The organism is Rhodococcus sp. 06-1460-1B, assembly GCF_002258475.1.
Taxonomy (GTDB): Bacteria; Actinomycetota; Actinomycetes; order Mycobacteriales; family Mycobacteriaceae; genus Rhodococcoides; species Rhodococcoides fascians.
This window is the reverse complement of record NZ_NOYS01000004.1, coordinates 192,989-206,842: the sequence shown is the minus strand read 5'-3', so window position 1 is coordinate 206,842 and position 13,854 is coordinate 192,989. Positions and strand designations below refer to the sequence as shown.

Here is a 13,854-nt window from a genome sequence, read left to right as displayed (position 1 = left end):
CGATCCGAGAGCAGGATCGGTCGGGGCATGTTCTGGGTTCGTCCGAAAGTGTTGCGTTGGAGCAGTGTCACGTCATGGAAGTGTCACGTCAGAGCGCTCGTGCGATGAGCGTGCGATAGGCACCGTACAGCACCGCCGCGGCGACGATCGACGCCGCGGCCGTCGCACCGAAGAAGGTCAGTTCGGTTGTTGCAGAGTACTTCTGAGCGAGCAAGCCGGCCAGTGTCGAGCCTCCTGCCATCGTGAGGAAGTACAGCGACGTCATCCCGGCTTTGTGCGATGCGGGTGCCAGCTGTGCAGTGGCCGACAGGACGGACGGCACGACGGCTATCTCTCCGGCACCGAACAGCAACATCGCAACGAGAACCAGGACAACCGAATTCGTCGCCCCTGATGTGCCCGCCATTGCCGCGAACATGGCCATCGCCACCGCCAGCAGGCCGATTCCCACGACGATTTTCGTTCCGGGATTGGGCTGCCGGCTGCCCATCCGCGTCCAGACGACGGCATAGATCGGAGCGATGACAGTGGCGAAGAGACCTTCCAACGTGATCACGGTTGCCGCAGGGATCGTCAACGAGCCGACCGTCAGATCGACGCGGGTGTCCATGTACACCGCCAGGGTGGTGAACAACTGGAACAGCAACGTCCAGAACAGCAAGCTACTGAGGAACACCGGAATGTAGGCGAGCACTCGTCGATGCTCGGTGGCGTCGACTTTCCTCGAGGACAACAGCATTGCGAAGTAGGCGATGCTGGCGATCACGATGATCGCGGTCAGCACGGTTCCCAGATTGTCGAGATTCAGAAGGCCGCTGACGGCCGCGGCAACGATGACCAGGGTGACCGATCCGGCGAGAGCTGCGGCCGCGGCCCGACGCGAGCGTGGAAGCGGATTGGGTACCGTTCGCGTGGCCTCGGGCAGATGCTTGTACCCGACCACGTACTGGGCCAGGCCGATCAGCATGCCCACTGCCGCTGCGCCGAAGGCGATGTGGAAACCGGCCGAGCTCTGCAGGGCACCGGTGAGCAACGGGCCGAGGAATGCACCGAGCGAGATACCCATGTAGTACAGCGAGTATCCCGAGTCGCGCTTGGGATCATCGTTCGCGTAGAGCATCCCGACCATCGCAGTTACATTGACCTTGAGTCCGCCGGTGCCGATGACGATCAACAACAGTCCTGCGCCCATACCGGCTGTCGTCGTGATCAGCGCCAGTACGACGTGGCCGGCGATGATGGCGACAGCCGAGTAGAGCACCACCGTGCGCGGGGCGACGAGCCGGTCCGCGACCCACGCTCCGACCATCTGCGCGATATAGACTGCGCCGCCGTAGGATCCGGCGATACCGACTGCCACTCCGACGTCGAGTCCGAGCCCGCCGTCGACGAGCGAGTAGTACAGGTAGTACGCGAGGATCACCTGTAGGCCGTAGAAGCTGAATCGCTCCCACAACTCCGTGCCGGCCAGCGTCACGAGCCCACGCGGCTGATCACGGAACGTCGAGCCGATCGCTCCCCGCTCTCCTGCGTTCGGCTTGTGGAGTGTTCCATCCGTTGTCATGCTGGTCCACCTCTGGGGTCCATGGGAATCAGTGGTTCAGGAGAATGAGTGACCGTTGTCACGATGCCTTGATCTAAAACTGGTAGGACCAGGCCGTCAAGGTGAAGAGTGGGATATTTACACGTCAACGGACCTTTACTGGGGAAACAGAGTGAATCTGGTATTTTGGTAGGACCAGTTCGTAACCTGCGGGGACGGGGCTTTCCATGACAGCGTGGTCCGAAATAGACGTCGAAGCGGCGTCGGTCCCCGAGCTGCTCAGCGCCCGGATCGCGCAGCTGATCGACAGCGGTCGCGTCGAAGCGGGATCGAAGCTGCCCAGCGAACGCGCCCTGGTGACGATGCTCGGAGCGTCGCGAATCTCGATCCGCCATGCACTTCAGGATCTCGAATTGCGGGGTTATCTGACGCGCAGGCCCCGCGCCGGCCGCATCGTCGCACCACTGGAGATGCGCGCTCTGGCCGAAGGCAGCATCTTCGGAAGCATGAGCAGCGACCAACGCACCGTTCGCGAGGTGATGGATCTACGCACGGTCGTCGAACCACCCATTGCCGAGCGTGCCGCCGTCCGCCACCGCACGTCCGAGTTGCATGCCTTACGCACTCCACTCGAAACGTCCGAGCGAGAGCTCGGAAATCGGCCGCCGTCTCTGCAGGTGATGCAACTCTGCGACGTGCAGTTCCATCTCGCGATCGCCGGCCTTGCCCACAACTCCATGCTCACCAGGCTCGTGACCGAGACCAACGAGTGGATGGCACCGTCGAGGCAGGCGAGTTTTCAGACCGAGCAGCGGATGCAACGCTCCGTCGATGCCCACCGCAGCATCTATCACGCTATTGCAGAACGTGATCCGGTTCGCGCCCGGAAGGCGATGCACGATCACCTTGCCGACGTGCTCGAGGCGATCACACCGCTCGCGCACTGACTTCCAGCGCCGAGCGCACCAGCCTGTTGTCCGAAACGGTGCGCGAGAATGCGCTCGACTGGCCACTTCGTCGTGTGCGGATCGGGTGGATTCCGGACAGAATCGAGGTGCTATCGGCCCGGGGCCGATCGACCGCGAACAAAGGAGCTCGACAGTGCCCACCCTCGACCGTGACGTCGCTATCGTCGGGGCCGGCCCTTCCGGCCTGGCCGCAGCAACCGAGCTCCGCAAAGCAGGATTGTCCGTCGCCGTGCTGGAAGCGCGCGACCGCGTCGGAGGACGTACCTGGACGAACACCATCGACGGCGCAAGCCTCGAAATCGGCGGTCAGTGGGTGTCACCCGATCAGGAATCTCTGATCGCGCTGATCGGTGAGCTCGGCCTCGAGACGTTCGACCGATTCCGCGAGGGCCAGTCCGTCTACATCTCCGCCGCGGGCGAGCGGACCCGTTACTCGGGTGACGCGTTCCCCGTCGACGAGACCACCGAGAAAGAGATGGACCGACTCGTCGCACTGCTCGACGACTTGGCCGCCCAGGTCGGCCCCGAGGAGCCGTGGGCGCACCCGATGGCGCGTGAACTGGACACGATCTCGTTCGAGCAGTGGCTGATTCGTGAGTCCGACGATGCCGAGGCACGAGGAAACATCGGCATGTTCATCGCCGGTGGCATGCTCACCAAACCTGCGCACGCGTTCTCGGCTCTGCAAGCAGTCTTGATGGCGGCATCGGCGGGATCGTTCTCGCACTTGGTGGACGAGAACTTCATCCTCGACAAGCGCGTCGTCGGTGGCATGCAGCAGGTGTCGATCCGTATGGCGGCCGCCCTCGGCGACGACGTCATCCTCGACGCGCCGGTGCGAACGGTGCGGTGGAACGCCGACGGCGCAACGGTATTCGCCGACGGCGGCATCGAGGTACACGCCAAGCGGGTCGTTCTCGCCGTTCCGCCGAACCTGTACTCGCGCATCTCCTACGACCCGCCGCTCCCGCGCCGCCAGCATCAGATGCACCAGCATCAGTCCCTCGGACTGGTGATCAAGGTCCATGCCGTCTACGACACCCCGTTCTGGCGCGAGGACGGGCTGTCGGGAACCGGCTTCGGTGCCTCCGAGATCGTGCAGGAGGTGTACGACAACACCAACCATCAGGACAGCCGCGGAACACTGGTCGGCTTCGTGTCCGACGCCAAGGCCGACGCGATGTTCGAACTCGACGAGCAGGATCGCCGCGCGAGAATACTCGAGTCCATCGCGCACTACTTGGGACCCAAAGCACTCGAACCGGTCGTCTACTACGAGTCGGACTGGGGTTCGGAAGAATGGACCCGTGGTGCGTACGCGGCCAGCTTCGATCTGGGGGGTCTGCACCGCTACGGCAAGGACAGCCGCACCCCCGTCGGCCCGATTCACTTCTCCTGCTCCGACATCGCCGCGGAGGGCTACCAACACGTCGACGGCGCAATCCGCATGGGTCACCGCACCGCCGCGGACATCGTCTCGAGAATCGTTTCCTGACACCCGATCTTCGATCGCACACCGCAGACCCACACCTAGCACCGAGGACACACATGCGCACTGTCACAGAACACAACTCGCCCGCTGCTGCGGCCTCGACGCTCGGGAGGCAGTGATGACGTGGACGATGCCGGCCGAAGGTGTTCGGCACGAACGGACCTGGATGGCCTATCCGTGCGAGGGGTATTCGCTCGGTGACACGCCCGAGGAGCACCACGAGGCTCGCACCATGTGGGCCGAGGTCGCGCAGGCGGTCGCTCGATTCGAGCCGGTCACCGTCGTCGTCGACCCCGCCGAAAGTGCCGTCGCACGCACCTACCTCTCGTCCGAGAGCGCATTCCCCATCGACATCCTCGAGGCGCCGTTGAACGACGCCTGGATGCGCGACATCGGGCCCACGTTCGTGCTGTCCGAGGACGGCCGTGTCGGCGGCGTCGACTGGGTGTTCAACGGCTGGGGCGCGCAGGACTGGGCGCGCTGGGACAAGGACTCGAAGATCGGCGCGCTCGTCGTCGAGAGGTCCGGTGCCGAGATGATCGATTCACCGATCGTCAACGAGGGCGGCGGTATTCAGGTGGACGGACTGGGAACAGTTCTCGTCACCGAGACGGTACAACTCGATCCCGGTCGCAATCCCACGCTGTCGAAGGCCGATGTCGAGGCCGAACTTGCCCGCACGATCGGCGCCACCACGGTGATCTGGCTTCCTCGTGGACTCACCCGTGACGCGGACGAGTTCGGAACCCGAGGCCACGTCGACATCGTCGCTGCCATCCCCTCGCCCGGCGTCGTTCTGGTGCACGACCAACGCAATCCCGAACACCCCGATCACGACATCAGCAAGGCCGTGTTCGAGATCTTCGAGAACAGCACAGACGCACGCGGTGAGAAGTGGACCATCGTGAAAGTTCCGGCACCGGAGATTCTCCGCGACGAGGAGGGCTTCGTCGATTACAGCTACATCAACCACTACGTCGTCAACGACGGTGTGATCGCCTGCAGCTACGGCGATCCCGCGGACGAAGAGGCTGCTGCCATTCTGTCGGCGGCATACCCGGGCCGCACCGTTGTCACCGTCGACGCACGGCCACTCTTCGCCCGCGGGGGCGGAATTCACTGCATCACACAGAACCAGCCACAGGCTCAGACGGACTGAGTGGACGCGGGAGCAGGTATCGCATACTGCTCCCGCAACTCGTTCTTGCGAATCTTGCCCGTCGGATTGCGCGGGATCTCGTCGACGAGGATGTAACGCTTGGGGATCTTGTACCGCGCGAGTCGGCCGTCGAGCGCGTCCGCGATGGCATCGAGGTCGACGTCTGCTCCCTCGACGACAGTGATTGCGGCAACGGCAGATTCGCCCCATTTTTCGTCCGGTACACCGAACACTGCGCAACTGTCGATGCCGGGCAGTTCGAGAAGTGCCGCTTCGACCTCGGCCGGATAGATGTTCTCTCCGCCCGAGATGATCATGTCCTTGAGCCGATCGACGATCGTGACGAATCCCTCCGCGTCGGCAATTCCGACGTCGCCGGTACGAAGCCAGCCGTCGTCGAACACGTCGGCGGTCGCGTCGGGACGACCCCAGTATTCCTTCATCACGTGGGGACCCTGGATCTGAATTTCACCGCGCTCCCCCGGTTCCACCGGCTGCGACATCGCGTCGACGATCCTGACGTCGGAGAAGGTATGCGGAACACCCGCGGTGCCCATTTTTCGTTCGGCGTCGACAGCAGCGAGCATCGTTGCGCCAGGACCACTTTCGGTGAGCCCGTAGCCCTGACACATCTTGATCCCGCGTTCGGAATACGTACGGAGCGTGCGCGGCGGCACCGGCGCCGCGGCCACCACCACCCGGCGTAGCGACGTCAGATCCGTGTCGTCCCACGCGGGATGCGACACGAGCGAGTCCAATATCGTCGGCACTCCGAACGTGTACGTGACCGAGCGCGATTCGACCAGATGGAGCACGCGTCCGGCATCGAACCCTTCCTCGATGACGACCGAGCCGCCCTTGAACAGGACGGGTAACGCAACCATGTCGAGCGCGGCGGTGTGAAACAGCGGAGCGCAGACCAGGGCTACCTCGTCGCTGCACAGGTCCAGATCGAGGATTGCGTTGAGAACGGCGAACAGCACGTTGTCGTGAGTCATCACGACGCCTTTGGGTTTACCGGTCGTACCGGAGGTGTACATGACGAAGCACAGATCCGCACCCTCCACCGATTCGTCGATGCGCGTCGAGGGGGCCGCCGCGATCAGCGATTCGTACTCCTCGCCGAGCGTGAGGCGACGCGTGGGGCCGTCACCGACCGCTGAGGTCGCGACGTCGTGCAAGGCCTCGGAATGCACCAACAACGACAGCCCCGAGTCCTGCACTGCGAAAGCAACTTCCGGTGCGGTCAACCGTGCGTTGAGTGGCACGAAGATCGCTCCGAGCACGCCACAGGCGAACAGTACTTCGAGGTAGGCGGGATGATTGGTGGACAACAGCCCGACCCGGTCCCCGGGGCCCACCCCCAGCTCACGTAGACCGTGCGCGAGCCGGGTGGTGCGCTCGTCCAATTGTTGGTAGGTCGAGACCTGGCCGCGGAACTCGAGTGCCGTTGCTCGCGGGCACTGCCTGGTACGTCGATGGATCCACGAACCGACGCCTTGATTACGCATCTGAAATCTGTTCCTCTCGGGTCCGTGATCTCAGTCGAACATGCGGTAGACGGCCTCGACGACGACCGCGGGGCGCTCGCTGCCTTCGAGTTCGATCGTCGCGGCGACGGTCAGCTGAGCTCCGCCCTTGGGCAGCTCCTCGTACCCCTTCAGCGTGGCGGCCAGGCGCACTCGGCCGCCGGCGGGGACCGGGTTGGTGAAGCGAACCTTGTTCAATCCGTAGTTGATCTTCGTGGTGACGCTGTCGACGACCAGTAGCTCGTCCCACATCGGAATGATGAGCGACAGAGTCAGATAGCCGTGCGCGATCGGACCACCGAAGGGGCTTTCGGCCTTCGCCCGTTCGGGATCGACGTGAATCCACTGATGGTCGTCGGTGGCGTCGGCGAAGGTGTCGATGCGCTGTTGCGGCACCTCGATCCACGAGCTGGTGCCCAGTTCGGTGCCTTCGAGGTTCTTCAACTCGGCGAGAGTGGCGACGCGGGTGGTCATGATGTCTCCTTGACGGACAGGCCGAGTGCGGCCAGTGCATTGGTTTTGAACACGAGTGGACGAATCTCGTCCTTGATGTCGAGCTCGGCGAAGTCCTTCATCCAACGATCCGGCGTCAGAACCGGAAAGTCGGAGCCGAACAACACCTTTCGTTTCAGCATCGAATTCGCGGCCCGTACCAGTTGAGGCGGGAAGTACTTCGGTGCCCAACCCGACAGGTCGATGTACACGTTCGATTTGTGCGTTGCGATCGAGATCTGCGCGTCCGCCCACGGCACCGCGGGGTGCGCCATGATCATCGTCAGTTGCGGGAAGTCCGCGGCGACGTCGTCGAGCAGCATCGGATCGGAATAGCGCAACTTGATGCCGTGCCCGCCGGGAAGTCCGGCACCGATACCGGTTTGGCCGGTGTGGAAGAGCGCGGGTACTCCGGCTTCGGTGATGGCCTCGTAGATCGGATAGAAGCGGCGGTCGTTCGGCTCGAAGCCCTGCATGCTCGGATGGAACTTGAAACCGCGCACCCCGAACTCCTCGACGAGCCGGTGCACCCGCCGCACGGCGGCCTTTCCCTGCCACGGGTCGACCGAGCCGAAGGGGATCAACACGTCGTTGTGGCGTGCCGCCCCCTCGGCGATCTCCTCCACCGAGTTCGGTGAATGTCCCGACGCCGCACCGGCATCGACGGTGAACACCACTGCGGCCATGTTGCGGGCCCGGTAGTACTCGGCGATGGTGTCGATCCCGGGAGTACGGTCCTCGCCCGACTTGAAGTACTTCTCCGACGCGGTCATCAATTCGTCGTCCAGTGCGCGGTGTCCGCACCCGTCGATCTCCACATGAGTGTGCACATCGAGTGCCAGTATCGAGTCGAAGTCGATGGCGCACTGGTATTTCGAGCTCATCGCGCCGGCTCGACGGGGAGGTTCTCTCCGACCGATTCGAGGCTGTCCGCGAATGTCGACGGCCACACAGCGGCGATGTCCTCGGCCGACCAGCCGCCGTCGTGATAACTCGTGGCGATCATGTCCGGGTGCGTCCACAGTGCCAGGCGGTCACCGCCGACGGCGAATGCCTGACCGGTCACGGCTGCACTCGCTTCGCTTGCCAGGAAAGAGACGATTCCTGCGGCGTCCGCGGGGGTCCCGAACCCGAGTTCACGACGGGCGAACGGCGGCAACGGATCCCCGTTGTGCATGGCCTCGATGTACGGCTGCAGGAACGGGATGGTCTCGGTCATCGCCGTGGCCGCCACCGGGCACACCGCGTTCACGGTGACACCTGCACGCTGGAGTTCCATGGCCCAGGTCCGCACCATGCCGACGATCCCGGCCTTGGAACCGGAGTAGTTGGTCTGTCCGAAATTTCCGCGCTGACCGGCGGGAGAGCCGATGCACACGATCCGGCCGCCCTCACCCTGAGCGCGGAAGTGAACGGCTGCTTCGCGTGCGCAGGTGAACGTGCCGCGGAGATGAACGTTCACGACGGCATCGAAGTCGTCGTCGGTCATCTTCCACAACACCTTGTCGCGCAGGATCCCCGCGTTGGTGACCATGACGTCGAGGCGACCGAACGCCTCGACCGCGCCTGCCACCAACTTCTGTGCGGTCTCGGTGCTGCCCACCGGAGCCACGACAGCCACTGCCCGTCCACCCGCGTCGACGATCGAGGAGACAGCCGCGTCTGCTGTCGCCTGGTTCACGTCGTTGATCACGACTGCTGCACCGTGGCGCGCGAGGTCCTGGGCATACGCAAGTCCGAGCCCCTGGCCGCTACCGGTGACGACAGCGACCTTGTTGTCGAGATTCATAGCTCTCTCCTCTTCGTGGTTACCAGACTGAGAAAACCATCAATAATTGAGAAAGTCAATGATTTACGTTTGCTAGAATTACCGCCGATACGAGGAGCCTCATGACCGACATCGCACCCCTGTCCGACGACATCGGATTCCTGCTGACGCGCGCAGGAACGTCGCTGACGGCCGCCGCCAAGACGGCACTGGCACCCTTCGAGCTGCGCGTACGTTCGTACTCCGTGCTGGCCCTGGCCTGCGAGCATGCGGACGGACTCGGCCAGCGGCAGCTCGCGGAGGAACTGGGCTTGGACCCCAGTCAGATCGTGGCGTTGGTGGACGATCTGGAGGTCCGTGAACTGATCACCCGACGGGTCGACCCCGGCGATCGACGAAACAAGCGCATCTACGCGACCGACGCCGGCCGCGCGCTGTGCGTGGCCGCACAGCGCGCGCTCGCGGCGACCCAATCCGCCACGCTCTCAGCCCTCGGCGACCGCGGTGTCCGAGAGCTGCGGCAGTCGCTGCAGTCCATCGTCCGCGCACAGTAGATCGTGCACAGTAGATCGTGCACACGTAGACCGATCACCGTTCGTAGACAACCCTGCCACCGACGACCGTCGCGATGATCGGTAGTTCGGGAATTCGATCCGCCGGGCCCATCAGGTCGCCGCCGACTGCGGTGAAATCTGCGGGACCACCGACGACGATGGTTCCGGTTCCGTCGGTCAGACCGGCCGCCGCCGCGGCATGGGTGGTGTACCCGTCGAGGGCTTGTCGAGCCGAAATCGCCTGCCGGGGTTGACGAGGAGGGTCGGCCGGCAGGCCTGCGGGGCGGCGTAGCCGGGCATCGGCCATCACGACTCGGGGATCGAAATGTGCTACCGGCCAATCGGATCCGAGCGCAACGGTCACACCGAGATCGAGAAGCTCCGCCACCGGCCAACCACGGTCGATACGATCGCGACCCATGCGCCGAGACCAGTCGTCGGCCTCGTCCGCTCGGGTGTACCTGGTGCAATGGGTCGGCTGCATCGATGCGGCGATACCGGCGTCCGCGATCGTTGTCAGATCCTCGGGACAGACGGTCTCGAGGTGCTCGAGGCGATGTCGAACCCCCTTCCCGAGGGCCGCCAGCGTCCGTACGCAGTGGTGCACAGCGGCATCACCGATCGCATGAGTAGTGGTCGACACTGCTCGGCGGTCGAGCTCGCGCACCACGGCCGCATACCGTTCCGGGTCGGTCCACGACGGCCGGGTACCGTCGCCGTACAGGTCCGGGTGACACAACCACGCCGTTCCACCTTCGACGGTTCCGTCCATGAACAGTTTTGCGCCCGCGTATCGCCACCGCTCCCCGGCGGTACCGTGCACCAGCGCAGCGAGTTCTGCGACCCGATCGGCAGGATGATCCGGCTGGACCCAGCCGTACACCCAGAACCGGAGTCCGGCGTCGTCCTCGTCGAGCGCCCGGATCATCTCGACGGTCCCGGGGAGGTCGTCCATGACGTGCACCCCGGTCAGCCCGACCGACGCCATCTCCTCGGTCACGTTGCGTAACAAAGACTTCGCCGCGACGACGTTCTGGGCAGGCATGACCGCCTCCACCAGATGGATGGCCGGCTCCTCGATCAGGTGACCGGTGGTCTTCCCGCCACTGTCCACCGCCACTCGGGCACCGCCGTGGTCGAAGGTCTCTCGGCCGGTCACGCCGGCAATATCGAGTGCAGCCCGATTGGCCAGAGACGAATGCGCGTCGTAGAACCGAATGAGAACAGGGGTCGTGACCGAGTCGGAGATGGCATCGAAGCTCGGGGCTCGGCCGCCGAATACGTTGTGGTTCAAGCCCCAGCCGCGAATCCAACCGTCCGTCGGTTGCGCGTCGTGCAGTACCCGACGCACGTCGTCCAGGTTCTCGCACCGACTGAAATCCACGCCGAGTGACATCAACGCGCCTTGCACCACGTGCGTGTGGGCGTCGACCCATCCGGGCGTCAGCGTGCTCCCGGCCAGGTCGATGATCTTCGTTCCGGGACCACTGCACCCCAGGACGCTGTCGGTGCTCCCGAGTGCGATCACTCGGCCGTCTCGGACGGCGACGGCCTGCTGCGGCTCGGCACCATCGACCTGGGTGAGCACCGTGGCGTTCATCAGAATCAGTGTGGCGTCAGTCATGTCGCACTCCTCGTGCATCATCGGTAGGTAGCGCGGTCGACGGTCCGGCCTGGGTATCGGGCAGTATCTCGGAATCGATGTCGGTCGTCCCCAGCCGTGCGTACACCTGGGGGCGGCGTGCCCGGATCCACAGGGCCACTGCCGAACCCAGCGCGAACACCACGACGGATCCGATGGAGGCGACGGTGTTCACCACCGGGTCGGTCGTCAGGGTGGCGATTTCGATCTTGTCGACGACGAGGTACAGAGCGATTCCGATCAGGACGAACGCGGCGATTCCAGCGAGTGCCGCGCCCCGATCCCGTGCCACTTCTCTACCGCGCAGGAAGAATACGGCAACCGAGAGAGAGGTGAGCCATTGCAGCGCAAGGATTCCCACGGTGCCCGTACTCGCCGTCCACGCAGCCAACTGCAGGACCGGATCGACGTCGGCCGCGGCGAAACACGCGATGGCCACTACGGCCGTCGCCGTCTGCCCGATGCTGGCGATGTGCGGAGACAAGTGCTTGCTGTGCACGTGGCTGAGCCGCACCGGGAAGATTCCTTCACGACCGAGCGCATAGCCGTACCGGGTGATCGCGTTGTGGAAGGCCAGCAGAGCCGCGAGTCCGCTCGAGACGATCAGCACGCGCATCACATCCGTTGCCGCACTACCGACGTAGGTCTGCATGGCGGTGAAGAAGAAACCGGCAGGATCCGATGCAGCCGCGGCGACCGCGTTCTCGGCACCGAACGCCATGACCGCAACCCAGACGATGAAGCAGTAGAAGACCGCGAGGAAAATGACCGCGGCATAGGTTGCGCGGGGGACCGTCCGGTCCGGTCGTACCGCCTCGTTGCGGAACAGGGCGGTTGCCTCGAAGCCCACGAACGCGGCGAACGACACGGCCAGGACCGCCCCCATCGATCCGGTGAAGACGTTCTCGGGATAGAACGGCTGCAGGTTCAGACCACTCGCACCGCCCTTGGCGATCACTGCGATCGCCAATACGAGCAGCACCAGCACTTCGAGAACGAGCAGCACGCCGAGCACTTTGGCCCCCACCCGAATCGATCGATATCCCAGCACGGACACGATCGCCGCAGCGACCAACGCCCACAGCCACCAGGGTAGGTCGACTCCGACGAAGTCGTTCATCGTCGCCTTGGTGACCGCTCCGAACAACCCGTAGGTGCTGATCTGCAGGAGGGTGTACCCCGCCACGGCCACCAGAGCGCTACCGAGACCGGCAACTTTGCCCAGACCCATCCGGATGTAGGAGTAGAACGCGCCGTTGTTGTGCACGTGCCGCGCCATCTTGGTGAAGCCGATGGCGAACACCGTGCTGATCAGGCCGGCGCACAGGTATCCGGCGGGAGCGCCGATCCCACCGATCAGCAACGCGATCGGAGCAACGGCCACCATGACGGTGAGCGGTGCCGCTGCCGCGACGACGAAGAAGACGATGTCGCGTGAGTTGAGGCTGGAACTATCGAGGGCATTCGGCTGCCCGGAATGTTGGGGGATGGTCATGGCCGGCTCCGTGTGATTAATCCAACGATGTTTGGTTTTGACGTAACGTAGACCACAGAAGGCAGTTTGGAAAGACCCCGGCGAAATGGAGTACACGTGGCAAGGCCGAAGACAGCACTACTCGATGTCGATCGCATCGTCGATGCCGCACTTCAGATCACCGACGCCACAGGCGATTTCACAGTTGCACAGCTCGCCTCCAAACTCGCCGTGCATCCATCCTCGCTGTACCACCACGTGTCCGGAAAAGACGAAGTGATCGATCGAATGCGGGCTCGAATCGGTCGCAAGATCGACAACACGGGCTTCGGAACGGGCCCGTGGGACGAGGCATTGAAGAGGTTGGCGTGGTCGTATCGAGCGGCGTTCGCCCGTCACCCCGGGTCCATTCGCTTGTTCGCGACCTCACGCATCCGCGACCGCGAATCGCTGTCCGAGTACGAGCGAATCGCCGACGGTCTGCACGATGCGGGCTTCGCTTGGCCCGAGGTACTTCCGATCATCATCGCGTTCGACAACTTCATTCTCGGCTCGGCCCTCGACATGGGCAGCGGCGGCAACCTCTACACACCCGACCCGCAGATGCACCCGGCCCTCACTGCTGCGGTGGGCGATCCCGAGGAACAGCCGAACCCCACCGACGTCGCCTTCGAGCTGGGGCTGTCGGCACTGCTGACGGGCCTGCAACACCGCCTGGGCAATCGCTGACGCACCCTCCGCTCCTCGGGGCTCAGTGCGCCCCTGTGTGTCCGAGAGCCAGGCGACAACTACGGAGGAAGCCGCGGAATTCGTCTCGTTGACGCGGCGACAGATCGGCGACCATGCGGTCCTCCAGGTCACCGATCTGCGCGTCGTACTCTGCGAGCAAGCGTCGTGCTTCCTCGGTCAAGCTCGTGAGCATCCGCCGTTTGTTGGCCGGATCCGTTCGGCGAGTGACCAATCCACGCTTCTCGAGTGCGGCGATCATCTCGCCCATCGTCTGAGCCGTCACGAAGGAATTGCGTGCCAACTCCGCGGACGACAGCCCGTCGCGTCGACGCAGCACCGTCAGCGCGGTGTACTGCACGGCAGTGATGTTCATCGGCCGCAACAGCGCATCCATCTGGGCCCGCACCGCCAGCTCGACCTGCTTGATGGCGTAGAGCAGCGTCGGCTGCTCGCCTGCCGACGACGGCCTCGATGCCACGTTCACCACCTCGCTTTCCGAACTCG

Annotated in this window: 13 protein-coding genes; 5 read left to right on the top strand and 8 right to left on the bottom strand. The window is 64.2% G+C overall.

Going from position 1 to position 13,854, the window contains the following annotated elements; all coding sequences use genetic code 11:
- Positions 1-88 precede the first annotated feature (88 nt).
- Positions 89-1,564 carry a peptide MFS transporter gene (locus CH268_RS01555; RefSeq protein ID WP_094662135.1) on the bottom strand — a complete coding sequence of 492 codons (1,476 nt, stop codon included), beginning with the start codon at positions 1,562-1,564 and terminating at the stop codon, positions 89-91.
- A gap of 206 nt (positions 1,565-1,770) precedes the next feature.
- Here CH268_RS01555 and CH268_RS01550 point away from each other — a divergent pair, with 206 nt between their 5' ends.
- From CH268_RS01550 to CH268_RS01540, 3 genes are all read left to right on the top strand, one after another.
- Positions 1,771-2,490, top strand: coding sequence for a FadR/GntR family transcriptional regulator (locus CH268_RS01550; RefSeq protein WP_094650764.1), 720 nt, complete (start codon positions 1,771-1,773; stop codon positions 2,488-2,490).
- A 154-nt stretch (positions 2,491-2,644) separates the two neighbouring features.
- The gene (locus CH268_RS01545; protein WP_094662132.1) at positions 2,645-4,006 is read left to right on the top strand and encodes a flavin monoamine oxidase family protein; all 1,362 of its coding nucleotides are present in this window, start codon (positions 2,645-2,647) and stop codon (positions 4,004-4,006) included.
- Between the two features lie 115 nt (positions 4,007-4,121).
- Positions 4,122-5,162, top strand: coding sequence for an agmatine deiminase family protein (locus CH268_RS01540; protein WP_094662130.1), 1,041 nt, complete (start codon positions 4,122-4,124; stop codon positions 5,160-5,162).
- Here CH268_RS01540 and CH268_RS01535 read toward each other — a convergent pair.
- The 4 genes from CH268_RS01535 to couN are packed head-to-tail and all read right to left on the bottom strand — an operon-like array spanning position 5,150 to position 8,972.
- A complete protein-coding gene (locus tag CH268_RS01535; protein ID WP_094662128.1) occupies positions 5,150-6,673 on the bottom strand; it encodes an acyl-CoA synthetase in 1,524 nt (507 codons plus the stop codon). The genes CH268_RS01540 and CH268_RS01535 overlap by 13 nt on opposite strands.
- A 30-nt stretch (positions 6,674-6,703) precedes the next feature.
- Entirely contained in the window at positions 6,704-7,165 is a 462-nt protein-coding gene (gene couM / locus CH268_RS01530) for a p-hydroxycinnamoyl-CoA hydratase (RefSeq protein WP_032366817.1), read from the bottom strand.
- Positions 7,162-8,067, bottom strand: a complete 906-nt coding sequence (gene couO / locus CH268_RS01525) for a 4-hydroxyphenyl-beta-ketoacyl-CoA hydrolase (RefSeq protein WP_094662125.1) — start codon at positions 8,065-8,067, stop codon at positions 7,162-7,164. Before couO ends, couM begins: the two co-directional genes overlap by 4 nt.
- A complete protein-coding gene (gene couN / locus CH268_RS01520; RefSeq protein WP_094662123.1) occupies positions 8,064-8,972 on the bottom strand; it encodes a 4-hydroxyphenyl-beta-hydroxyacyl-CoA dehydrogenase in 909 nt (302 codons plus the stop codon). Before couN ends, couO begins: the two co-directional genes overlap by 4 nt.
- A 101-nt stretch (positions 8,973-9,073) precedes the next feature.
- Between couN and CH268_RS01515 the strand changes: the two genes are divergently transcribed.
- Positions 9,074-9,505 carry a MarR family winged helix-turn-helix transcriptional regulator gene (locus CH268_RS01515; RefSeq protein WP_094662121.1) on the top strand — a complete coding sequence of 144 codons (432 nt, stop codon included), beginning with the start codon at positions 9,074-9,076 and terminating at the stop codon, positions 9,503-9,505.
- 34 nt (positions 9,506-9,539) lie between these two features.
- Here CH268_RS01515 and CH268_RS01510 read toward each other — a convergent pair whose 3' ends face one another.
- Both CH268_RS01510 and CH268_RS01505 read right to left on the bottom strand, forming a co-directional pair.
- Entirely contained in the window at positions 9,540-11,129 is a 1,590-nt protein-coding gene (locus tag CH268_RS01510; protein WP_094662197.1) for an amidohydrolase, read from the bottom strand.
- Entirely contained in the window at positions 11,122-12,642 is a 1,521-nt protein-coding gene (locus CH268_RS01505; RefSeq protein WP_094662119.1) for an APC family permease, read from the bottom strand. Before CH268_RS01505 ends, CH268_RS01510 begins: the two co-directional genes overlap by 8 nt.
- Before the next feature lie 96 nt (positions 12,643-12,738).
- On the opposite strand from CH268_RS01505, the gene CH268_RS01500 reads away from it, so the two are divergent.
- Positions 12,739-13,350: a TetR/AcrR family transcriptional regulator gene (locus CH268_RS01500; protein ID WP_032366821.1), complete on the top strand. Its 612-nt coding sequence runs from the start codon at positions 12,739-12,741 to the stop codon at positions 13,348-13,350.
- A 22-nt stretch (positions 13,351-13,372) separates the two neighbouring features.
- On the opposite strand, the gene CH268_RS01495 is transcribed toward CH268_RS01500, so the two are convergent.
- Entirely contained in the window at positions 13,373-13,828 is a 456-nt protein-coding gene (locus CH268_RS01495) for a MarR family winged helix-turn-helix transcriptional regulator (protein WP_032369239.1), read from the bottom strand.
- Between the last annotated feature and the right edge of the window lie 26 nt (positions 13,829-13,854).